The sequence below is a fragment of the Halorhabdus sp. BNX81 genome (genome assembly GCF_029229925.1).
Taxonomy (GTDB): Archaea; Halobacteriota; Halobacteria; order Halobacteriales; family Haloarculaceae; genus Halorhabdus.
In genome coordinates this window covers 2,550,617-2,573,011 of sequence record NZ_CP107254.1, presented here as the reverse complement: position 1 = coordinate 2,573,011, position 22,395 = coordinate 2,550,617, and the positions used below count along the sequence as shown (strand labels likewise).

Here is a 22,395-nt window from a genome sequence, read left to right as displayed (position 1 = left end):
CTCGCCGTCCGGCTAGGCGTCGTCGGCTCGAGAGACCGTTGGCGGGTCGAGGACGAGCGCGCCGGCGGCGGCGAACAGGGCGAGGCCGCCGCCGAGCAGGAACGTCTGGTTCCACCCCAGGGTGACGACGGCCGCGCCGGTGACGGTCCCGCCGAAGACGCCGCCCCAGATCTTCGCGGAGTACAGCAGCGCGTAGTTGGCACTCGAGTGTTTCTCGCCGTAAAAGTCCGCGACTGCGCTCGGAAACAGCGTGTACTGCGGACTCGAGAAGAAGACGCTGAAGACGACCGCGCCGACGAACGCCGCGCCGACGCCGCCCCGGCCGAAGCCGACGACGGCGAACAGGCCGATCCCGGCCAGGGCGAACGTGCCCGTCATCGTCGCGGTCCGACCCACGCGGTCGCTGAGCCCGCCGACTGTCAGTCGGCCTACCGCGCTGGCGACCGGGAGCAACGTCGCGGCCGCGGTGGCGATGGTCGCGGCGAGGCCGAGCGTCCCCGCGTAGGAGACGACCTTCTCGATCAGCATGAGTTCGGCGCTGGCGACGGCGACGAACATCGCGTACATGAGCCAGAACTGCCGCGTATGCAACATCTCCCGCCAGGTGAACTGCCGGCCGGTGTGGGTCACGCTGTCGCCGTTGCCATCGGAGCGCCACTCTTCGGGCGGGTCCTGAAGCACCAGCGCGCCGACGAACACGACGGCGAAGATCAGCACGCCGACGTGCTGGAGCACGTCGACGTAGGCCGTGACTGGGCTCCCGGGCCCCGCGTTCGCCCGGACGTACGGGACAAGCGCGGCGCTCCCGCCGGCGAAGGCCATCGTGCCGACGCCGGCCGTGAGGCCCCGACGGTCCGGGAACCACTTCAGCGCGGTGTTGACGGCGACGGTGTAGACGATGCCGACCCCGAAGGCACCTAGCGAGTAGGCGAGATAGATCCCCCAGACCGTCTCCGCGACCGACAGCGCGAGGTAGCCGCCGCCGGCGAGGACGGCCGCGAGGATGCCGAGCGCTCGCGGGCCGTGGCGGTCGCGCCACCAGCCGACGGGGAACTGGCTGCCGGCCTGGATCACGACGTACAGCGTAAAGACCGTCGAGAGGGCGGCGCTGTCGATCCCCAGGTTGGTCGCGACGGGCTCTCTGAGACTGCTCCAGACGTACTGGTAGGGCCCGACGACGGCCATCATGGCCGCGGCCGCGAGTACCAGCCACCACCGCGAGAACCCGAGCGCTTCCCGGGCGCGGGCGGCGTGATCGACCCCCTCGCTCATTGCCGTCCCCCTCGATCGATTCCCGCCATGGCTTCGGACGTTCGGAGGCATGCGCCCCGATCCGATTATACCTGTCGTCACGCCAGTCGGCGACGGGGCGCCTGGTCGAGGCAGCGATCGCCCTCGTCTACTCTGTCAGCCCGTCACGACAACAATACACTGCGAAAAACGGGCGCTCGAGTGGCCCTCTCCGATGTCGCTGTATCAGTTCCCGCCGCGTTCGCTGCGAGCGTCGATCTGATCGCCTTCGAGGGCTTCGAGCAACTCGGAGTACCGGTCCCGGATCGTGACTTCGCTGACGTCGGCCGTCTCGGCGACTTCCTGCTGGGTGATGCGGTCACCGGTCAGCAGTCCGGCGGCGTAGATCGCACCGGCAGCAAGGCCGGTCGGGTTTTTCCCGCTGTGTTCGCCCGTCTTTTTGAGTTCCGAGAGTAGTTCCCGTGCCTGTCGTTCGAGTTCATCGCCCAGTTCGAGGTCGGACGTGAACCGCGGCAGGTACTCCGCCGGATCGGCCGGGGCGATCCCGAGTTCGAGTTGGCGGGCAAGATACCGATAGGCGCGGGAATACTTCTGGCGGCGGACGCGACTGATGGGCTCGAACTCGTCGAGACTCCGGGGCGTCCCGGCCTGGCGGGCGGCGGCATACAGCGACGCCGTCGCCATCCCCTCGATCGACCGACCGGGCAGGAGATTCTCGTCCAAGGCCCGGCGATAGATCACGCTCGCGGTTTCCCGAACGTTCTCCGGGAGGCCAAGCGCACTGGCCATCCGGTCGATTTCGCCAAGCGCTTGCTTGAGATTGCGATCCCGGGAGTCCGTCGCACGAAAGCGCTCGTCCCAGACCCGAAGCCGACTCATCTTCTCGCGCTGGGACGACGAGAGCGTGCGGCCGCTTGCGTCCTTGTCCGCCCAGCCGATGCTCGTCGAGAGCCCCTCGTCGTGGAGGAGCTTCGTCGTCGGCGACCCGACCCGGCTCCGTTCGTCCTTCTCGGCGGGGGTAAACGCCCGCCACTCCGGCCCATGATCGATCGCGTCACTCTCGACGACGACACCACACTGCTCGCAGACACGCTCGCCACGCCCGTCGTCGGTTGTGACTGTCCCGCCACACTCCGGACAGGTCTCGACCCGGCCGGACTGCTTGCTTTCGGCGTTCCGCTCGGTTGCGCGGTGCTCGGATACCGTTCGTACCGAATTGGTTCCTGACATGATGGTACTGCCGCCTGCCTCGTGTGTCCGTACGTAGTCGACGGGTGCATTTAGATGTTACGTCTATTTTTTACTCCAGTAGAAACAACGTGGGTACTCCGATCGTACTATTCGATACGTTATCCCGGCTTCTCGGCCAGGTTGGCGGGTATATCGCGTTTCAGCCGGTCGTCCGGGTCGTCACGTATGTTACGATTACCGTAGAAACGTCCAAAGGATTATTCAGACGGAGGACCAATCGTTTCCAACCGACGGGGCGTTCACACCACAATGACAGGGGAACTATCTGATTCGACTGCGGAGGATCGATCCGTCGTCGAGGAGGTCGTCGAGTTGCTCGAAACGCTTGATTTTACCGAGTATGAGGCACGCTGTTTCGTCGGGCTGGAGCGTCTCTGCCAGGGGACGGCAAAGGAAGTCAGCGAGGTCGCCGACGTCCCGCGCGCTCGTGTCTATGACTGTATGGACGGGCTCAAAGAGCGGGGGCTGGTCGATGTTCAGCAGGGGACCCCCCGGGAGTTCCGGGCCGTCGATCCCGACGAGGCGGTATCGATGCTCGACCGCCGTCTGTCGACGGTACTCGATCGGATCGGCACGCTGCTCCCCCGACTCCAGTCGCCGGCGGCCGACGAGGAGGACGGCGACGTCTGGGTCATGGAGGGCGACGCGGAGGTCAGCGAGCGCATGGAAGGCCTGCTCGACGACGCGACCGACGAGGTCTTGCTCGCCATCGCGGTCGAGGAGTTGCTGACCGACGAGTTGCTCACGGCGCTGCGGGCGGCCAGCGATCGCGGTGTCGACATCGTGATCGGCTCACCCGCCGAGCCCGTTCGCGAGCGGCTTCGCACGGCCCTGCCCGACGCCCGCGTGCTGGAAACCTGGACGTGGTGGGACTCCCACCCGATCCAACCCGGTGCCGTCAGCGCGATCCTCATGGTCGACGGCGCTCAGTTGCTCGTCAGTGCCGACATCCAGACGTCGCTGCCCGGCGTCCGCAAACACCGCGCGGTCTGGACCGACGGCGATACCGCCCCGCTCGTTGGCATGATGCGCCCACTGCTCGCCGACGCGATCCAGCGCGGCGGAGAACGAGCGGAAGCGACGTCGTGACGGCTTCGGACACCGCCTCCGGTCGGGCCGTCAGTACTGTGTAGCGGGCTCGCAACTCAAAATTGACACCATCGGTCCTGTCTCGAGCTTTGCCAGGCGCACGGGATAGATACCGACTGTATCTGTCCTAAACGTAGCTATACCAATCCAGATTCAGATGTTTGGCGTTGTAGATGATCTTCGTGTCGTCTTCGACCGGCGTGCCTCCACAGGTCAGTCGAACGTTGCCCTCTTTTTTCTCCTGCTCTGTGATGATTTCTTGATCGGGCATTTCGATTTCCCCATCGAGTACCCGTGCCCCACAGACCGCACATTTCCCCTCCCGGCAGTAAAACGGCCAGTGGTATCCCTCGTCTTCGGCCGCATCGAGAATGAACTCGCCCTCCTCGACCTCCAGGACGCCGTAATCCTCGTCGTCGAGGTCGGCAGCGGCAGCCTTCTCGAAAATGTTCTCGTCCTCGATGTCCCAGCCGTTCTCGTCGACCACGTCGAAATTGAGGTATTCTACTTTAGGCATCTTCTAGCAATTCAATATCATGGAGTATAGTACTTTATCAATCGATTTATCCCCTCTTCGGGCGGTAATCACCAATATCCTACTCTTCTTCGGAAGCGGCTGATAGAAGCCGAATCGAGCGAGCCAACGGCAGGGAGAGACGCTTTCGGGGGTTTCGGAAGTACTACGACCGGCTTCGGCGTGAGGGCGGAGTGTACGTGTTTGTGGCGTATCGGCCCCACGAGATAGCCGATTCGAATACACGTGCGGTAACTTATCATAAATCGGCAATACTTTTTCTTTAGACTGTATACTGAAATGTGAGGAGGTGAATGCAACAATGCCCAGTTCAAGTGGTCAGGAAGACGAAATGAAACTCGATTTTCTAATGGATAGATACAGTCAGCTTGTCGAGGAACAAATGACAACAAACGAGATAATACACACAACCTTCTATATTAGTATTGTCGTTTTCGGGGCCTTGGTTGGAGTACTCCCACAAAGCTCTACATTTTTGACTAGGGGTATCCTTTCAATCTTTGCCTCAGGGGTCTTTTTGGCCATGTTTCTTTGGACAAGGACATACTTAAATAGCCGAAAGGAAATATCCAATCATCTAGAAGATATAATAAATGAGTTTGAAAACGTGAATTTTGATTTCGAAACGGTTGATTCTCCGGATCAGTTTTTCTCGGCTCCAGCAGACTACCGCGAGGATTCTTGGGAGCAAAACTGGACAAAAGAAAGACTACTTCTGTTGTATTATCTCGGTCTTTCCATCGCCTCACTATCTATCCCGATTCTTGAACTCATTTATTTAAATATATCCACACTCCTCGCTATTATTCAATGATACTGGTAGTGCCGTAGTCCATTTCAAGATTAGATGTATCTCTAAATTTGTACGACCTGCAAGGGGTCCGCTCTGGCTCGATTTTCGCAACTGCAGGCGGTGTGTTTTAGGGAAGTAGCCTTAATGACTCCTCAAGAACCGATCTCCCGGAGTGTTGTTCTCGCGACGGTGATCGCCCTGGTCTCCCCGGCGCAGCGATCGGTACATGGGCGTCCTGTGATTGGTTCCGGACTGCTCTCTCGGCATCTGCGTTGATCGAAGTCTGTGCAGAACGACTCACCGGGCATCCCTCCGGTTACGGCAGTCGACCGACGTGATGGGTCCGACGGTGATTTTTGTTGACCGCCGATTTCGCACCCCCGTTCCCAAAAATGCGTTCTTGCCGATATTGGCAGATTGAGTGCCCCTTACTCTGGATTTGGGCGGCCACAGAACGCCTAATAGTTGACTGGGCCCGCTCGGATTGTGAACCACGCCCTGACGTGCTCGCTTCGCTGTGCGCGTCAGGTCTCATTCAAATCCTTGCTTTTCCAGTAGCGGGCGCTCGCGAGTTTGCTCACGCCACGCACATGGGTCCGCTCGGATTTGAACCGGAGGAAGACATTCCTGCTCGGACCTCCGGTCCTGCGCGGGCTGTGACTTCCAGGGCTCAAATCCTCGGTGGTGATACAGCGGCCGCTCACTGTCGTTCGCGGCACGCTGTATGGGCCCGCTCGGATTTGAACCAAGGACGAAGCGGTTATGAGCCGCTCTCTCTAACCAGACTGAGATACGGGCCCTCATCCCCGCTTTTTCCGTCCGCGAACTAAACTGTACCGTCTCCGAATACCGCGACGCGTCCCTTCCATCTATCCGCCGTCGCCCAACCGCCACACGCCTCGACACCGCCCGTCACCCGCCGCCGCGATGTCGAACCCCAGCGACTCGTAAAACGGCCGCACATCGGTATCGAACTCGGCGACGAGTCGTTCCCGCTCCTGCATCGCTCGCTCGACGAGTACACTTCCGATCCCCTGATCCCGACGTCGCCGGCGCACGGCCACGTTCACGATTTCCTCGCCGTCGAGTACCACCGCACCGACGACTGGCGAACCGTCCCGATCCTCGTCCGGTACAGCGACGAAGACATCCCCACGCTCGATGGCTGTCTGTACCTGGTCGTGGTCAGTCGCCAGGTCGGCCCCGTCGAGGACGTTCAAGACACCGACGAGATCGCCATCCTGGGCGGTGCGAATCGCCATCAGCCACCCTTGATCAGCCGGACGACGCGCACGTGTTCGGCGTCTACCGCTTCGTCCTCGGGGACCGGCCGTCCGTCGACGAGCACCGACACCTCGTGTGGACTCACGTCGAAGTCCGCGAGCAACTCGCCGTAGGTCGTCCCCGGCTCGACGTCGAACTCGCGCGTGGCCTCGTCGACCAGCTCCACCGTGACCTCCATATCCGTTCGTTCGCGTGCGTGACCATGAGCGCTTCGGGGTTCTGTTCAATCGGTCTTGTTTACCCGCGAATTCCTGGCGGTAGAATCGCTCTTCGGATTCAGTAGAACCTCTCTCGGTCCACCAGGCATTCGGTTGCATAGCCGGTCTTCGCCGAGTGCGTCCTGGTGGATCGAAAGGGCGAATCCCCCTCGCGCGTCGCTACGTGGGCGGTCGGTTTTACCGACTGCTTCATACCGTGGCGGCCGCGAGGCCGGTGCACCGGCCTCGAATGGAGACGGCGTACGCCGTCTCCCTGCCGCCACCCGGCCCCTATTCGAGCGAAGCGAGCGTATGTCACTCAGCGGCCGCGAGCCGCGTTGCCGACCGAAGGGAGGCAACGGAGTCCGGCGTCTAGCGAGCGGGAGGAACGAAGTGACGACACGCGAGCTGGTGTGGGCTTTCACCCGCTTCTCAATAGCGACCGTGAGCGCAGTGAGATCAAGCATCTAAACAAGTCCATATATCTGGATAATAGTCGGACATATAAATCTTGGAATTCAACCCCTTGGTATGTTTCACCTCTCCCAATTGCCGAACACAGCCATTGCATTCATTATCGGAATGGGGTGGGCAGTCGCGATTTTCGCTATCGATCGTCTGCAACCGCTTTCTTTCTTCGAAGAGGACTCATGGGGCTATATCGGTGCGCACGCACTGATCTATGGTGGCGTTAGCGGGACTTTCGTCCATGTGACTCACACTATTCTTTCCTCATTCCTGTATGGAATTGCTGGCTACCTCGTGGTTGCCAGTTTTGTGTTCCTCTGGCAGCGAGCCTTCTGAAATGGATGGGAAGTCACGAGCCTGTTGTCCAGAAAGAGTGTGATTTTCACTACCGGGTTGAGGTGACTGAAGACGAGACTGTCACTGCGAACCTGCCTGAACCGGTTGCCTTCGAGACGATCCATGCTGCCGGCATCGACTGTCATGCTATTCGCTGCCTCCCGTCGGTCGGCCGCGGCTCACGGCCTGCAGCTCTCACGGCTTGCTACACTCTCGAGTCACGTCGTTCTCACGGGTCGCTTCGCTCCCCGTTCGCGTTTTTCGAGGGTTCGTTCGCCTCGCTCACTCGGCCTCGCTCTTGCTGCTCGCGGGTCACTCCGTTCCCCGCTCGCAATTCCGAGGCCTCACTTCGTTCGGCCTCGTTATCCCCGCCTTTATGCCAACACACTCCCTCCCTTCCTCCATGAGCGAGGCCGAGTCAACCCGGGCGGGTCGACAGGAAGTCTGGATCGAGAAGTACCGCCCACAAACCCTCGAAGACATCGCGGGCCACGAGGCCATCGTCGAGCGACTGGGCAGCTACGTCTCACGCAACGACCTCAGCCACATGCTGTTCGCCGGGCCGGCCGGCGTCGGCAAGACGACCGCTGCGACCGCCATCGCCCGCGAACTCTACGGCGAGGACTGGGAGGAGAACTTCCTCGAACTCAACGCCTCTGACGAGCGCGGGATCGACGTCGTTCGCGACCGCGTCAAGAGTTTCGCGCGCACTTCTTTTGGCGGCTACGACTACCGAATTATATTCCTCGACGAGGCCGACGCACTATGCGTGCCGCCTGGAACTGAGGTTGTTACGGGATATCCGTCAAAACCGGAGGTAAAAAATATCGAAGACGTGGCGGAAGACGGAGAGCCGATTCCATCCGTCGATTTCGAGACCAACGAGATCCAATCCGACAAGGGACACCGTGTCGATTCCGGCGTCGCGGATTTCTTTGAACTCGAACTTGCGGATGGACGGACCATCCAGGCGAGCCTCTCGCATCCGTTTTTCGTGGTCGATGAAGGTGGGAAACTCGTCGAGAAAGAGCTACAGGAACTGGAGCCGGGTGACGAGATCGCGGACTTCAAAGACGACATCGGCGTTTCGCGGTGTGAATCCTGTAGCGACTGGACCGCGGGACGGTTCTGTTCGGTTTCCTGCAAGGACCAGGGACACAGTCGTGAGATGCAAGGTGAGGGCAATCCCATGTATGGGACGGAGTGGTCCGCGGAACGACGCGAGAAAATCGTTGAGAAGCTCTCCGACGGGAGACTTGAAGGTGAAGACAACCCGAACTACGGGGGCGATTTCCACGGTGTCTCCGTCTGGGAAATGGACGAAGAAAGCATCGAACGCTTCTGTGACAATCTTAGCGAGAAACGATCCGGGACTTCGTGGGACGAGTGGGTCGTTGACGCCGACCCCGAAGCGGTGAAAGAAAGGATCGGTCGGTCGAGCGCGCAGTGGTGGGCGAATCTGGACGAGGACAGGAAAGACGAAATCGTCCAAAAAGCGACCGAGGCGTGTGAGTACCCGGTCTGTGACATCACCGGCGATAACAACCCGATGCGTGACCCCGAGGTCGCACAGAAGGTTTCGGAAGCGTTGCAGGGGCACGAACCAACCGGCGGGAACATCAGACACAGCGACGAACTCGGCCATCTCGTCCGATCCGACTGGGAGTACGAGGTCGCGAAGGCGTTGCAGGATGCAGGCGTCGAATACGAGTACGAACCGGAGTTTGAACTCTCCGAATCAGTGTTCCATCCCGATTTCCTTATCGGCGATACCGTCGTGGAGGTCAAAGGCTCCGCCAAGTTGTGGGGCCAGACCGAGAAGGTGAAGGAATTCCTGGAAACGTACGGTGAGGAGTACACGTTTGTCGTCGTCGGGGACGGCGAACTTCCGCATCACGAACACTACGAGAGAGACGAGTTCGAACCTGCTCTCGTGACCGACGGTGGACTGGAGGCCGTCGAAACGGTCACGGTTCGAAATATCGAATACAGCCATCGTGGGAAGGCGTACAACATCAGCATGGAGGGGACGCCGAACTTCATGCTCGCCAATGGGATTTTGACCCACAATACTAGCGACGCCCAGTCAGCGCTTCGCCGGACGATGGAGCAGTTCTCGAACAACGTCCGCTTTATCCTCTCGTGTAACTACTCCAGTCAGATCATCGACCCGATCCAGTCGCGGTGTGCCGTCTTCCGGTTCTCGCCGCTCGCCGACGAGGCCGTCGAGGCCCAGATCCGCCAGATCGCCCAAGAGGAAGTCATCGACGTTACCGAGGACGGGATCGAGGCGCTGGTCTACGTCGCCGGCGGTGACATGCGAAAGGCGATCAACGGGCTCCAGGCCGCGTCGATGTCCGGGGATACAGTCACCGAGGAAGCGGTCTTCGAGATTACGTCGACAGCCCGGCCCGAAGACATCCGCGAGATGGTCGACCTCGCACTGGACGGCGACTTCACTGCCGCTCGATCGCGTCTCGACACCCTGTTGACCGAGGAAGGGATCGCCGGCGGCGACATCATCGACCAGCTTCACCGCACCGTCTGGGAGTTCGACCTCTCGGATGCGGCGGCGGTCCGCGTCCTCGATCGCGTCGGCGAAGCCGACTACCGGATCACCGAGGGGGCGAGCGAACGGATCCAGCTCGAGGCCCTGCTCGCTTCGCTCGCACTCGACGGTCGGGAATGACAGCCATCTGATCTCGCGTATTCGGGTGATTTTGCCGGTAACCGGGCTCAGCCGGAGACACTCGGATAGATGCGAATATTCCGATAGTTTTTTCGTCCACGGTTCTGACATCTCTGTCGATGTCCGTCCTCGATAGCAGGTCCCTCGCCATCTCCGACGACGGTCTCGGTATCGTCCTCCATCCCGGGCCGTACAAACGGCTCGTGTATCACGTGCTGGGCTTTCCGCTCGGCATCCTCTCGTTTCTCGGCGTCGTGATCGGGGTTTCGCTTGGGCTCGCCCTCTCGGTTCTGTTCGTCGGCATCGCGATCCTCGCCGGGACGGTCGGCTTCCTGCGTTGCCTCACGATCGTCGAGGCACGCCTGGCCGCGACATTCCTCGACGAGACGATCCAGTCCCCGTGGAAGCTGGATACCTCCCCTTCGGAGCCCATTTCCCACGTTCGGAATGCGTGCACCGATGAGCAGACCTGGCGCGCGTGTGCCTTCGCGCTGGTTCGGCTGCCAGTCGGCGCAATCCAGTTCACCGTCGCCGTGACGCTCACTGCGCTTTCGCTGGCGCTGGTGACCGCACCGTTGCACTACGATGGCGTTCAGATCTTTCAGTTCGGGCCGTGGTGGCACCTGGGGTCGCTCCTGGAAGCGTTGCTCGCGGTTCCCGTCGGCGTGTTGCTCTGGGCCTTCTCGCTGCACGTTTTCGAACTGCTCGCCACCGGCATGGAACGGTTCGCGCGTACATTGTTGACGCCCGTCGAGTAGGCAGGTCGTCGTTTGGGTGTGTCTCACACGCTTTCGATCATATCGTGCCGCTATGAACGACACAATGACGCGGCCGGAGCGCCCGTTTTCGGCCCACGGACACCTTTAGCTGCCCGAACAGCCCCTTCGGAACTGATTTAGGGCCGGACGGGCCACAATACAGTCAACGAATGAGTGATCTCGAGGAGGAATACCGGCTCGAATACTTCGAGGAGCACGGATTCCATCGCAAGGAGTGTGTGGAGTGTGGGGATCACTTCTGGACGCTCGACGAGGGGCGGACAACCTGCGGTGAACCACCCTGTGACGAGTACAGCTTCATCGATAACCCCGGGTTCGACGAGGCATTCGAACTCGGCGAGATGCGCGAACAGTTCCTTTCCTTCTTCGAGGAACACGATCACGAGCGCATCGAGCCCTATCCCGTCGCGGCCAACCGCTGGCGGGAGGACGTCCTCCTGACCCAGGCGTCGATCTACGACTTCCAGCCTCACGTCACCAGCGGCGCGTCGCCGCCGCCGGCGAACCCCCTCGCCGTGAGCCAGCCCTGCATCCGGATGCAGGACATCGACAACGTCGGCGTCACCGGCCGACACACCATGGCCTTCGAGATGATGGGCCATCACGCGTTCAACGCCGAGGAGGGGACCGACTACGCCTACGAGGGCGAGGTCTACTGGAAGGACGAGTGCGTCGAGTACTGCATGGACTTACTCGCCGAGGTCGGTGCCGACCGGGAAGATGTCACCCTCATCGAGGATCCATGGGTCGGTGGCGGCAACGCCGGACCCGCCTTCGAGGTGATCTACGAGGGCGCGGAACTCGCGACGCTGGTGTTCATGCAGTTCGAGCGCGACCCGGACGGCGACTTCGAGATGAAGGACGGCAACACCTACAGCCGGATGGACCGCCGGATCATCGACACCGGCTACGGGCTCGAACGCTGGACCTGGATGTCACAGGGCACGCCGACGGTCTACGAGGCCGTCTACCCCGACATGATCGACTTCCTCACGGACAACGCGGGGATCGATCATACTGCCGACGAGGAGGAAATCGTTCACAAGGCTGCGAAGCTCTCGGGCCGGATGGACATCGACGAGGCCGAGGATGTCGAGGCAGCACGGGACGACATCGCAAGCGAGATCGGCGTCGAAACGGAGCGGTTGCGTGAACTCGTCGAACCCCTCGAATCCATCTACGCGATCGCCGACCACAGCCGGACGCTCGCGTACATGCTCGGCGACGGGATCGTCCCGAGCAACGTCGGCACGGGGTATCTCGCGCGGATGGTCCTCCGGCGCACCAAACGCCTGGTCGACGAGGTCGGCGTCGACGCGCCGATGGACGAACTCGTCGACATGCAGGCCGAGCGGCTGGACTACGACAACCGCGATACGATCCGTGACATCGTCCGCACGGAAGTCGAGAAGTACCGCGAGACGCTCGACCGTGGCCACCGACGCGTCGAACAGCTGGCCGAGGAGTACGCCGACTCCGGCGAGCCGATCCCGGCCGCGGAACTCGTCGAACTCTACGACAGTCACGGCATCCAGGCCGAGACGGTCGAGGAGATCGCCGCCGATCGTGGTGTCGATGTCGACGCCCCGGAGGACTTCTACTCGCTGGTCGCCGAGCGCCACGAGGACGCCGAGGGCCCCGGGTCGACCGAGGAGACCGACCGGGACGATCGACTGCTCGAGCTCCCGGACACCGAGAAGCTCTACTACGACGACCAGACCCGGACCGAGTTCGAAGCCGTCGTCCTCGACGTCATCGAGCGCGCCGAGGGCTACGATGTGGTGCTCGATCAGACGATGTTCTACCCGGAAGGTGGGGGCCAACCGCCGGATCACGGCACGCTCTCGACGGACGACGGGACGGTCGACGTGACCGATGTCCAGATCCGTGATGGCGTTGTCCTCCACCGAACTGACGCCGATCCGGGCACGGGCGAGTTCGTCCGCGGACAGATCGACGGCCGGCGGCGACGCCGACTCATGGCCCACCACACAGCGACCCACATCGTCGTCCACGCTGCCCGGCAGGTTCTCGGCGACCATATCCGCCAGGCCGGTGCACAGAAAGGGACCGACTCGGCACGCATCGACGTCCGTCACTACGAACCGGTCTCCCGCGAGGAGGTCAAGGAGATCGAGCGGGTCGCCAACGATATCGTCACCGACAACGCCGCAGTCACCCAGGAGTGGCCTGACCGCCACGAGGCCGAAGCCGAGTACGGCTTTGACCTCTACCAGGGCGGGATCCCGGCCGGCGAACAGATCCGGCTCATCCACGTCGAAGACGATGTCCAGGCCTGTGGCGGAACTCACGTTTCCCGGACCGGCGAAGTCGGGGCGATCAAGATCCACTCGACCGAGCGCATCCAGGACGGCGTCGTCAGGCTGACGTACGCCGCCGGCGAGGCTGCCATCGAGGCAACCCAGGAGACCGAGGACGCCCTCTACGCGGCGGCCGAGGCGTTCGATGTCGATCCGTGGGACGTCCCGGAGACGGCCGAACGCTTCTTTACCGAGTGGAAAGCGCGCGGTAAGGAGATCGAGCAGTTACAGGCGGAACTCGCCGAAGTACGCGCGTCGGGTGATAGCGGGGGCGAGGAAGTCGACGTTGGCGGAACGACGGCGGTGATCCAGCGGGTCGATGGCGGGATGGACGAACTGCGGGCAACGGCCAATGCGATCGCCGAATCGGGGTCGGTCGCGGTCGTTGGTTCGGGTGTGGACGGCGCACAGTTCGTCGTGGCTGCCCCCGAGGGTACCGGCGTCAACGCCGGCGCGGTCGTGAGCGAACTCGCCGACCGCGTCGGTGGGGGCGGCGGCGGTCCGCCGGACTTCGCACAGGGTGGCGGCCCCGACGCCGAGGCGCTCGACGACGCACTCGAGGCGGCCCCGGCCGTGCTACGACAGGTTATAAACTAACCCCATCGACAGACGGCTTCCGCGTGGCGTCCATCACCTCGCGTTCCGATTGCTGACTCCGTGTGGCCGGTGTAGCGCGGGGGTTTATTCACGCTGAGTAAATTGTCTCCCCCCTTTACAAGTACCGGCCAACAATGATCGAGTGGGTCGGCACGCCGGCCCAATCCCCCCACAATGTCAGAGGCACCATGACTCCATCCCCCGGAGTTGCAGTTCACAGACGGTGCTTTCACCCCCCGATTTTCACCCCTTTTTGATTCAGTCAAAAGCGCCGCCACTACGTGCGTATCGCGATCGTGAAACTAGATGTACTTATCTGAACCCGACCAACTGAAAGTCACCGTATTCGCTGTCACGGGCAATGAGGAGGACGTGACCACTCGCGATGACCGGATCCGACGCGATCGCCGGAAGCGAATGTCGGGCGATCTCCTGCCCGGATTCGAGGTCGTATAGCCCGAGGCTCGGACCGATCTCCGAATCGTCCTGCGCCACGTAGACGACGTCGTCCGCGATCACGGGCGTTGCCGTCCGGGACGTTTCGACTGACCACAGCTGCTCACCGGTTGCTGCCACCCGCGCGACAATCTGGAACCCGTCAGGACCCAGTTGCTCGCCCACCAGGAGGGTCTCGTCGCCGACACTCATCGTTTGTGGCCAGTAGGGTCGGGTCGTTTCGTCGCCGGTTCGCTCCCACAGGACACTCCCATCAGTTGGATCGTACGCGCCAATGGCACCGCTTTGATCACCGGATCGTGTCCAGCCGACGAAGATGCGGTCCGAACCGACCACGAGGGATTCTGCTCTCGTCGGACCCGATCGTTGCCAAATGAACTCGTCCGCTTGCAGGTCGTACGAGTGGAGTTCACTCCCGCCGAAGTAGAGCCGGTCGTGTCCGGCGGCGGTCACGCTGACGAAGTCGTCGAAGGTCGCTGTCGTTTTCGAACAGACATGCCCCTCCTTACCGAGTGCCGTCAGGATTGCATCTTTCGAGGATCCGTCGGTCCCATCGCCATAGCGAATCCCGTAGAGACGATCATCGGACGGAATGGGTCTGCCCGCTTCGCTTTTGGACTTATCTAGTCCCGATAGCGTCGTGTTCCACTGTTTGGTCCCATCGGTCGGGTCGAATCCTGAAAGACTCCCGTTTCCGTCGTCAAGAAGCAGTCGGCCCCCTGTGAGATATGCCGAATCGAAGGGTCCCTGGTCAGGGGACAATGCTACCTGCCATCCCGGTTCCCCCGTGAAAAGATCGTACGTGACGAGCATCCGAGTCGAGGAGTCACTGCCATCTTCCCTCGTCCAGACGACCAGAATCCGGTTCCCGGCGACGACTGGGCCAGGACCGGCGTGACTGGCGTCTCGCTCCGGGAGCGGTTGCCGCCACCGTTCCGTGAGTGGTCGATCCGGGGCGGCAGCGTCGATCGCTCGGTTGGTGTTGCCGATGTCGTGGTTCGCCATCGGCCAGTCAGTCGGCGCTGGATCGAACGAGACCGGATGACACGGATCTGGCTCGGTAGCCAACGTACTACAGCCGGCGAGCCCGACTACAGCCCCCGTGGCGGCAGTCAGAAACGCTCGACGAGACGACGAAAAATCGCGCATACTGACCGTAGAAATCTCAAGACGATATGTTTTTTGATAACGAATAGCTTCGTATATTTGAGGTCGCCGTTCGCCCGTCACTTCCGCCACGGAATCTATCTGACTGCAGTTTAGTACGTGGATTCGAGGTATCCGAGAATCTCTTTTACCAGTCCCGGCTCGAAGGTCCAGTACCCGCGGTATTCGTTCGGCCCGACCTCTTCGGCGACGAGGGCAGCCATGCGATCCTCGTCGCCGTCGCCATCGTGGACGACGAACCACGAGTCCCGGAGCTCCGGGGTGTCGCCGGCGTGGACGGTCAACTCGTCGGCGAATGCCGGTGGGTCCCAGTCGTCGACGCCGTAGACATGGGTCTCAACGGCCGACGTAGCGAGCGTTTCGTATGCCGCCGCAGTCCCACGTTCGTCGCGCAACCGTGAGAGCCGCTGGAACGACGAGTGGAGGACGCCGCCGTCCGTTTCGAGCGCCAGCGATTCGATGTGCCTGGAGATATGGATCAGCAGAAATTTCTGTTTGTCCGCGACGGTGAAGGTCACGTCCGAGAGGTGCGCGACGACCTCCGGCGTCTCGACGTCTTCGAGGGGGACGGTTCCGGTCACGTAGAGATCCGAGTTGACCAGCAACAGCGTCTCGCTGATCTCGCCCAGCTGTGAGATCGCCAGCGAGCCGGATTGTTGGTCCCGCAGGAGGACGACGTCGCCCGGTGCCTCGGGGTCCTGGCTTTCGGTAATCGAGACGCTATCGTCCTCGAACATCCCTTCGAGCATTCGATAGAGCGGATCGACTGACTCGCGATTGAGGACTGTCACCGTCTTCTCCCGGTCCTCGACGGCGTCGATAAACGAAGAGATCCCCATTGGCACCCGGTTGGGTAGCCGGGGATATAGCTTCGGTGGTCGCCGCAACGATTCGGCTGCGATCGGTAGCCATTTCTCCGACCGCAAGCACTGCTGGAACATGCCGACAGTCGATACCGATGGCGTGAGCCTCCGATACGACACTACTGGCTCCGGCCCGGCCGTCGTCTTCGTCAACGACGTCGGCTTTGGCGCGTGGCTCTGGAGCTACCAGCACACCGCCGTCGCCGGCCCCTACGAGGCAACCGTCTGGGATCTTCGGGGGACCGGCGACGCCGACGCGCCCGAGGGCCCGTACACGCTCCCGTCGCTCGTCGCCGATCTCGCGGCAGTCGTCACCGCCGTCGATTCGCGGCGCGTCCACCTCGTCGGTGCCGGATTGGGAGGCGTCATCGCTCTCGAATACGCCCGCCACCACGACCGGGTGGCGAGCCTCACGATCCTCGGGACGGCTCCAGGGGACGCTGTTGACGAGGACGCGCTGTCGGCCATGGCCGCCCCGACGGACGATCCTGACGCGCTGGAGAAGTCGCTCGAAACGGCGTTCGCTCCCGGCGTCCCGGAGGCCCATCCGGACGTCATCGCCCGGATCGCCGAGTGGCGAGCGGCAGACGACGCCGAACCGGCCCGGTGGCGCGACCAGCAGGCGGCGTGGCTCGGGGCGTCTCTCGATGATCTCTACGAGATCACGACGCCGACGCTCGTGATGAGCGGCACTGCGGACGCTGTGGTCGATCCCGACGCGACGGCGGCGCTCGCCGATCGTCTCCCGCGCGGCGAGCATCGTCGCGTCGAAGGTGGCCACCTCTTTTTCGTCAGCGAGAGTGCGACCGTCTCCGACGAACTACTCGCGTGGCTCGACGAACACGCGGAGCGGGAACGATAGCGAGTGCTACCGGTGGGTTGGCAGGCAATCAGGTGAGACTTCGAACCCTGCTGGCGATGGGGCCGCCCCCGTCACTCGATCCCTTCGACATCGAGATCGTCCTGGACGGTTTCGAGCCACTCACCGTCGGCCAACTCCGCCATCTGCTCGCGAAAGTGTTCCTCACAGACCCCCACTGTGATGTCCCCCTTTTCGACCGCCACGTCCGCTTCCCGTTCGCAGTAGTGACACTGCATATCCCGAACCTATGAATCCAGAGACATTCAAGCCACCGTTATCGTCTGACGAACGGCTGACGGTCGGCGCTGTCCCGGTGAGCAGCGGACCCCGATCATGTCCCGGACACCACTGCGTCCAGGGCCGTGCAGACGCGTTCGTAGCCCGCCCGTCCAAGCCCCGCCGCCCCGAGTGTTTCCCCGTGGGCGTCGCTTCCGCCCGTCGCGAGGAGGTCGTGAGTGGCGATCGCGTCGTCGACCGGCGTTCGATCGACCGCCCTCTCGTAAGGATACTCCCGTTCGATCGAATCGAGACTCCCAGCGTGCGCCAGCGCGGCGTCCGGATCGTCGTACCGGAGCGGGTGGGCAAGGCCGACTAGCGCCGCTGCTTCCTCGAGCAGCGCCCGCCCGCGCTCGACGGTGGGGAGGTCGCGGGCGACGTAACAGGGTTGGTCCGTGCCGATGAGCTGATCGAAGGCGTCCTGGACGGTGTAGTGAGCATGGGTATCGGCGATCGCCCGTGCGATGTGTGGCCGGCCGATTCCGCCGTGACAGTCGAGATCCAGGTCGACGCCGAGGCGATCCTCGACGCAGTCGATGATCTTCCGGGCACGCTCGATACGGTCGCGCTGCAGGCGCTCGGTTTCCGCACGAAGCGCCGGCGTCGGATCGATGCCGTATCCGAGGAGATCGAGTCGCTGATCGCCGGTCGTCACCCGGAGTTCCATCCCGGCGATCAGCGTTACGCCGTCGCGTTCGACGACCGGCGCGTCGACGGGCGGGAGCCGATCGTGGTCCGTCACGGCGACTGCCCTGAGGTCGGCTTCTCGGGCGGCGTCGCTGACGGCCTCTGGCGGGAGGGTTCCGTCGGACCGCGTCGTGTGGACGTGGAGGTCAGCGACGATCATCGCTGGTGGGTGGCCCCCTTGTCGCTCGCTCGGAACACGTCCTGCCGTCTGGCATATTGAAACGTTGGTCCCCGTCGCACCTATCGTTTGGGTTTGCGCGGGTAGTGGTCGAGATTCATTCCGTCCGGCAATGTGCCGAGAACCGGCCACTACTCCGAGCGCAAATCGCGGACGTTCATGTACTCCCTGAGGGGATCGACATCGAAGTCCGAATCGGCGACGACCAGCTCGGCTCCCGTCGAGCGTGCCGTCGCAGCGATCATCATATCCCGGGGGGACAGTTGTACCCCGTCTGCCATCAGCTCTTGTTGCAATCGCACCGCCTCTATCGCGACAGTCTCGGAGAACTCTATGGCCTGCACGCGGCCGAAGTCCTGGCGTCGCTGGTAGATATCGGTCGGGCCGGGCGCGTGGACCTCGCCGACGAGGACTTCGAAGACGCAGATACTCGAGGTGAGAAGCGTATCTTGATCGTCAACGAACGCGACTACGTCGTCGACATCGCCCAAGTAGTCGATGATGACGGACGTATCGAGAAAACTCATCGGTGAGGCTCGAAACTCTTCCGGGACTGTTTGAGAACTTCTCGAGCGGCGTCTACCTGGTCTTCGTCCCAGACGCCAGGATTCATCGTATCGCTTTCGCGGGCGAGTCGCGAGAGCAACTCATCGTACGTTTCGTCTTCCTGCTTGAGCCGGTTGAGGAGTTCTTTTGTGTTGTCGGACACGCGGATTGTGCTTCCCATATGTATAATTCAATTATACAGGGTTGTAGGTGTTTCGCCGATCACTCAACCGGCAGAAAGACGATGGCTCAGGTGCCCTGGTCGAACTAACTCTCGAAGCCGTCGCCGACATCGGCCGGACAAGTCGGGCTCTCCGAAGCGTAGAAAGACGCGATCGACTCCTCGGAGGGAAACGCTTCGGTCCCTACGCCTAGACGGTGGAGAGCATTATTTTTGAAGAGGAGCTGACGACTGGATCAGTTGAGCGTACGCGCGAGCGAAGCGAGACGCGACCGGGGGGAGCGTCTCGGAAACGCGAACGGTGGAACCGTGAGCGAAGCGAGCGCGTTTCACTGCGAGCGAGCCGTCGGCTCGCGAGCAGGACGTTTTTCGCCCACGTTTTTACAAGGAGTGGTGCGCCGCAGGCGCACCCGACGCCGTAAAAAGGTGGTATGGGACCGCTCGGATGTTGAACCAGAGGAAGACATGCTCACTCGCTTCGCTCGTTGCGCGTGACTTCCAGGGTTCAAATCCTCGCTATTGCATGCTTCGCTCGTCACGTCCGTTCCTCGCAGAAGCATGGGACCGCTCGGATTTGAACCGAGGTCAACGGCACCCAAGGCCGCAAGGATACCAAGCTACCCCACGGTCCCGTACCCACAATTACGACGACGCGAGGTAAAGCGTTTCGTTCGTAATATTGCTAGAGTCGAGACCACCGGAGACAGCGTAAAAGCCTCACCCACACCAGCTGCCCGACCAGGAGACACGGGAGGGACTGAAATGGGCGAGCCTCCCGACTCGAACGGTCCGGGGCTTTCACGCGGTTTCTACCGACAGTCTCCCCGTTCAATCCCTCTTTCGATCTCACTGGCCAGAAAGCACATACGACGTCACGTAGAAGTACAGATATGGTAACAGGTATCGAAGTCGCGGCGCTGGTGGTCGTCCTCGGCGTCGTCTTTGGCGCGTACTGGATCGTCAAGGCAATCAAGCCGTTCGTCTGGAACGCGGTGATCGGCCTCGTCGTTTTCCTCGTCGCCGAGATGGCACTCGGACTGGAAGTGGCGATATCGCCGCTGGTGCTGTTGATCGTCGCCATCGGGGGCTTGCCCGGCGCAATCGTTGTGATCCTGCTGTCGGTGCTGGAGGTCGCGTTCGTCCCCGCCGTGATCATCGCGGCATTCTGACCCTGTCAGTACTGGAGTGATCGACCACAGGCGACTCTTCGCGACGATCTCCCTCTCCGCGAGCAGTGCTCAATAGGCGTCCATAGCCATCGGGAGCGATCCGATGAGAGACGAAGCCATCTATAGAGAAACAACGTTATATCGTATTAAATAGTCTATGGAGGGTTCTAAATCCGTTTCACGGAAAGGCTTTTGTCCCTGACGGAGCGGAAAACAGATGGATATGTCACGACGACCTGAATCGTCGGGAACGGCGGGAGGACGCCAAGTCGCCGCGTTGGTTGTGATGGCGATGGCACTGATGGCCGTTGGCGCGGCCGTGGGTCCGGGCGGTGTCACAGCGGCAGCCGCCCCGACCACCGAGCCGGCCGACCTCAACGAGTCGGTCGATCCCGGCGACGGGACCAACCTGACGATCATCCAGTACAACGACGTCCAGACGGCGATGGCCGATAGCGAGGCGATGGGGACGCTCGTCGGCGCGATCAACGACCGCAAGGCCGCACTCGACAATCCGACGCTCGTGGTCGGCGGCGGCGACGAGATCAGCCCGAGTTCACTCTCGGCCGTCTCGGAGTGGCGCGTCCCGGTCGACGTGTTGAACGTGCTGAACCCGGCCGCGGAGGTCGTCGGCAACCACGACCTCGACTACGGGTTCGAACCGGTCTCGAACGTCAGCGACACCTCCCAGTTCCCGTGGCTCGTCGCCAACATCCGCGCCGCGGACGGCGGGAACGTTCCCGGCACGCAGAACTACACGACCGTCACACGCGACGGCGTGAAGATCGGCATCCTCGGCCTCGTCGACGACGCCGTCAAGCCGAAGACGGCCGTCGACTTCGAGGAAGAAGGCTACGAAGTCACTGACTTCTCGAACGCCGGCAGCCAGGTCGCCGAGACCTTGGAGAAAGAGGAGAACGTCGACGTCGTCGTGGCGCTCACCCACACCGGCATTCCCGAGTCACGCGAACTCGCCAACGAGACGGACAACATCGACGTGATCGTCTCCGGTGACGACGAGGTCACCTACGGGCCGGAAGTCACGTCAGGATCGGTCATCGTGGAGGCGGGCGGTGAGGCCGGCCACCTCGGCGAGGTCAACGTCACGGTCAGCGAGAACGGCGTCGGCTTCACTGACGGCCGTCTCCACGACCTCGGTGAGGGCAACTGGACGGTCAACGAGTCGGCCCGGAGTGTCGTCGAAGCGGGCTTCGCCGAGCAACTCTCGCGGGTCGCCGGCGAGACTACCCAATCGCTGGATTCGACGAGCGCGAACTACGCCGACGATACGGGCTGGGGGCGGATCATCGGCGACGCGTTCCTCGAACGGACCGGCGGCGACGTCGCGGTGACCAACGCGGGCGGCATTCGCGGGAACTTCGTGATCGAGGACGGGAACATCACTTACGACGATGTCTACACCTCCCTGCCGTTCGGCAACACGCTCGTGACCAAGGAGATGACGGGCCGACAGCTCCTCGACCTTCTGGACAGTCAGGTCACGCCCCCGAGTGATGACTACGGCAGCCAGCCCCAGCTACAGGTCGGCGGCGTGACCTACGAGTTCCTTGACCGGCCTGGCGCGTCCTCGGCGATCGGCGATGTCTACGTCGACGGCGACCCGGTCGACATGGACGACACCTACGACGTCACGGTCAACTCCTACATGGCCGGCTGGGACGACCTCGCGCAACTCCCGACGGTCGACGAGGATTACACCCTCTATGGCACCGCGGTCGTCAACTACATCGAGGAGCAGGGCACGGTCTCGCCGCCCGAGGAGGACCGGATCCGGCGGGTCACCCGATCCCTCGAGGCCCCCTCGATCGCGGCCGAGGGCGAGATGACGACCCTCACCTACGACGTCCCTGACGCGGTCGACTCGATCAACGCGTCGACGTTCACGGTCATGAACGAGGACTCCGAGACGGTCGCCGTCGCGGACGCGACGCTTTCCGACGACCGGCTCATCGTCACGGTCGAGACGGCTGCCCTGGAGAGCCTCTCGGCGTCGAGTGACGCCGTTACAGTCTACGGCCACTACGCCGACACCGAGGTCGACGCGATCCGCAACGGCCACGACGATTCGGTGCTCAGCGCCGACGCGACGCTCGCGGTTGAGGCCGGTCCCGCACTCGGCCCTGACGTCTCCGAAGACCACGACGGCGACGGCCTGGCCGAGGACGTCGACGGCGACGGGACGGTCGACGTCACCGACGTCCGGACGCTGTTGAACAACCGTAACAGCCCGGCCGTCCAGAACAACGTCGACGCCTTCGACTTCGACGACGACGGGGCGGTCGACGCCGGCGACGTCCTCGCGCTGTTCCGGTCGATCTACTGAGGCTCGAAGACAGGACCCACTACCACATCCGGTGCTGCAGGCAGTTTGAGTCGCCCCGTTGATCCGGCATCCGGTA

The 22,395-nt window shown here is 62.4% G+C and carries 20 protein-coding genes and 2 tRNA genes; 9 read left to right on the top strand and 13 right to left on the bottom strand.

The window, feature by feature from the left end:
* Positions 1–12: 12 nt before the first annotated feature.
* Together HBNXHr_RS13000 and HBNXHr_RS12995 are read right to left on the bottom strand one after the other, a co-directional pair.
* The gene (locus HBNXHr_RS13000; protein ID WP_275882457.1) at positions 13–1,272 is read right to left on the bottom strand and encodes an MFS transporter; all 1,260 of its coding nucleotides are present in this window, start codon (positions 1,270–1,272) and stop codon (positions 13–15) included.
* A 204-nt stretch (positions 1,273–1,476) separates the two neighbouring features.
* Entirely contained in the window at positions 1,477–2,481 is a 1,005-nt protein-coding gene (locus HBNXHr_RS12995; protein WP_275737643.1) for a TFIIB-type zinc ribbon-containing protein, read from the bottom strand.
* Positions 2,482–2,751: 270 nt separating this feature from the next.
* On the opposite strand from HBNXHr_RS12995, the gene HBNXHr_RS12990 reads away from it, so the two are divergent.
* On the top strand, positions 2,752–3,591 hold the full coding sequence (locus HBNXHr_RS12990; RefSeq protein WP_275737644.1) for a helix-turn-helix domain-containing protein: 840 nt from the start codon (positions 2,752–2,754) through the stop codon (positions 3,589–3,591).
* Between the two features lie 127 nt (positions 3,592–3,718).
* On the opposite strand, the gene fer is transcribed toward HBNXHr_RS12990, so the two are convergent.
* Positions 3,719–4,108, bottom strand: coding sequence for a ferredoxin Fer (gene fer, locus HBNXHr_RS12985; protein ID WP_275737645.1), 390 nt, complete (start codon positions 4,106–4,108; stop codon positions 3,719–3,721).
* Positions 4,109–4,427: 319 nt separating this feature from the next.
* Between fer and HBNXHr_RS12980 the strand changes: the two genes are divergently transcribed.
* Complete coding sequence (locus HBNXHr_RS12980; RefSeq protein ID WP_275882456.1) at positions 4,428–4,940, top strand: hypothetical protein; 513 nt, start codon at positions 4,428–4,430, stop codon at positions 4,938–4,940.
* Positions 4,941–5,644: 704 nt separating this feature from the next.
* Here the strand turns inward: HBNXHr_RS12980 and HBNXHr_RS12975 are convergent.
* The 3 genes from HBNXHr_RS12975 to HBNXHr_RS12965 form a co-directional block, all read right to left on the bottom strand.
* Positions 5,645–5,719, bottom strand: a tRNA-Ile gene (locus tag HBNXHr_RS12975).
* 69 nt (positions 5,720–5,788) lie between these two features.
* Positions 5,789–6,181 carry a GNAT family N-acetyltransferase gene (locus HBNXHr_RS12970; RefSeq protein WP_275882455.1) on the bottom strand — a complete coding sequence of 131 codons (393 nt, stop codon included), beginning with the start codon at positions 6,179–6,181 and terminating at the stop codon, positions 5,789–5,791.
* A complete protein-coding gene (locus HBNXHr_RS12965) occupies positions 6,181–6,381 on the bottom strand; it encodes a ubiquitin-like small modifier protein 2 (RefSeq protein ID WP_275882454.1) in 201 nt (66 codons plus the stop codon). Before HBNXHr_RS12965 ends, HBNXHr_RS12970 begins: the two co-directional genes overlap by 1 nt.
* Positions 6,382–6,931: 550 nt before the next feature.
* Here HBNXHr_RS12965 and HBNXHr_RS12960 point away from each other — a divergent pair.
* From HBNXHr_RS12960 to alaS, 4 genes are all read left to right on the top strand, one after another.
* Entirely contained in the window at positions 6,932–7,204 is a 273-nt protein-coding gene (locus tag HBNXHr_RS12960) for a hypothetical protein (protein ID WP_275882453.1), read from the top strand.
* A gap of 403 nt (positions 7,205–7,607) precedes the next feature.
* Positions 7,608–9,893 carry a replication factor C small subunit gene (locus HBNXHr_RS14335; protein WP_345893712.1) on the top strand — a complete coding sequence of 762 codons (2,286 nt, stop codon included), beginning with the start codon at positions 7,608–7,610 and terminating at the stop codon, positions 9,891–9,893.
* 119 nt (positions 9,894–10,012) lie between these two features.
* A complete protein-coding gene (locus tag HBNXHr_RS12940; protein WP_275882452.1) occupies positions 10,013–10,651 on the top strand; it encodes a sensor domain-containing protein in 639 nt (212 codons plus the stop codon).
* Positions 10,652–10,821: 170 nt separating this feature from the next.
* Positions 10,822–13,590 (top strand): alanine--tRNA ligase, encoded by a 2,769-nt coding sequence (alaS, locus tag HBNXHr_RS12935; RefSeq protein ID WP_275882451.1) that lies wholly within the window; start codon positions 10,822–10,824, stop codon positions 13,588–13,590.
* Positions 13,591–13,902: 312 nt separating this feature from the next.
* Here the strand turns inward: alaS and HBNXHr_RS12930 are convergent, their stop codons facing one another.
* Both HBNXHr_RS12930 and HBNXHr_RS12925 read right to left on the bottom strand, forming a co-directional pair.
* A complete protein-coding gene (locus tag HBNXHr_RS12930) occupies positions 13,903–15,051 on the bottom strand; it encodes a PQQ-binding-like beta-propeller repeat protein (protein WP_275882450.1) in 1,149 nt (382 codons plus the stop codon).
* 254 nt (positions 15,052–15,305) lie between these two features.
* Positions 15,306–16,052, bottom strand: a complete 747-nt coding sequence (locus HBNXHr_RS12925) for a DICT sensory domain-containing protein (protein WP_275737656.1) — start codon at positions 16,050–16,052, stop codon at positions 15,306–15,308.
* A gap of 100 nt (positions 16,053–16,152) precedes the next feature.
* Here HBNXHr_RS12925 and HBNXHr_RS12920 point away from each other — a divergent pair, with 100 nt between their 5' ends.
* Complete coding sequence (locus HBNXHr_RS12920; protein ID WP_275737658.1) at positions 16,153–16,938, top strand: alpha/beta hydrolase; 786 nt, start codon at positions 16,153–16,155, stop codon at positions 16,936–16,938.
* Between the two features lie 71 nt (positions 16,939–17,009).
* On the opposite strand, the gene HBNXHr_RS12915 is transcribed toward HBNXHr_RS12920, so the two are convergent.
* From HBNXHr_RS12915 to HBNXHr_RS12895, 5 genes are all read right to left on the bottom strand, one after another.
* Positions 17,010–17,174, bottom strand: a complete 165-nt coding sequence (locus HBNXHr_RS12915) for a DUF6757 family protein (RefSeq protein WP_275737660.1) — start codon at positions 17,172–17,174, stop codon at positions 17,010–17,012.
* A gap of 95 nt (positions 17,175–17,269) precedes the next feature.
* Positions 17,270–18,061 carry a PHP domain-containing protein gene (locus HBNXHr_RS12910; protein ID WP_275882449.1) on the bottom strand — a complete coding sequence of 264 codons (792 nt, stop codon included), beginning with the start codon at positions 18,059–18,061 and terminating at the stop codon, positions 17,270–17,272.
* A gap of 149 nt (positions 18,062–18,210) precedes the next feature.
* Positions 18,211–18,606: a PIN domain-containing protein gene (locus tag HBNXHr_RS12905; protein WP_275882448.1), complete on the bottom strand. Its 396-nt coding sequence runs from the start codon at positions 18,604–18,606 to the stop codon at positions 18,211–18,213.
* Positions 18,603–18,806 (bottom strand): antitoxin VapB family protein, encoded by a 204-nt coding sequence (locus tag HBNXHr_RS12900; protein ID WP_008524316.1) that lies wholly within the window; start codon positions 18,804–18,806, stop codon positions 18,603–18,605. Before HBNXHr_RS12900 ends, HBNXHr_RS12905 begins: the two co-directional genes overlap by 4 nt.
* 559 nt (positions 18,807–19,365) lie before the next feature.
* Positions 19,366–19,438: transfer RNA gene (locus HBNXHr_RS12895), tRNA-Pro, on the bottom strand.
* Between the two features lie 258 nt (positions 19,439–19,696).
* On the opposite strand from HBNXHr_RS12895, the gene HBNXHr_RS12890 reads away from it, so the two are divergent.
* Together HBNXHr_RS12890 and HBNXHr_RS12885 are read left to right on the top strand one after the other, a co-directional pair.
* Entirely contained in the window at positions 19,697–19,975 is a 279-nt protein-coding gene (locus HBNXHr_RS12890) for a pro-sigmaK processing inhibitor BofA family protein (RefSeq protein WP_275737669.1), read from the top strand.
* A 223-nt stretch (positions 19,976–20,198) separates the two neighbouring features.
* Positions 20,199–22,319: a bifunctional UDP-sugar hydrolase/5'-nucleotidase gene (locus tag HBNXHr_RS12885; protein ID WP_275882447.1), complete on the top strand. Its 2,121-nt coding sequence runs from the start codon at positions 20,199–20,201 to the stop codon at positions 22,317–22,319.
* Positions 22,320–22,395: the final 76 nt, after the last annotated feature.